Here is a 283-nt window from a genome sequence, read left to right as displayed (position 1 = left end):
TTGAACGTGACCCGCTCCACCCGCGTCACATCCAGCATCGCCCCATCGGTCAGGCGCTGCAAGGTGAAAGTGCCATTGTTCTGGGACTGCACATAGGTCTGCCCCAAGGTGGCCGGGATGACCACGGTGTCGATGCCAGCACCGCCATCCACATACCGCGCCAGGCCCAGTGTGGGGGTGATGGTGTTGTTGCCCGCATCGCCGGTCACGGTCACGTCGCGGATGGCATCCACGCGGATGGCGCCTGCGGTACCCATGCCTTCCAGCAGTTGGGCGGGCGACT

The 283-nt window shown here is 65.0% G+C and carries 1 protein-coding gene; it reads right to left on the bottom strand.

What is annotated here, in order from left to right:
* On the bottom strand, window positions 1–283 hold a 283-nt coding region (locus QYL93_RS31895; protein ID WP_305747439.1), incomplete at both ends, for a hypothetical protein.

The organism is Acidovorax sp. A1169 (assembly GCF_030704685.1).
Taxonomy (GTDB): Bacteria; Pseudomonadota; Gammaproteobacteria; order Burkholderiales; family Burkholderiaceae_C; genus Acidovorax.
This window is presented reverse-complemented; position numbering and strand designations above follow the sequence as displayed.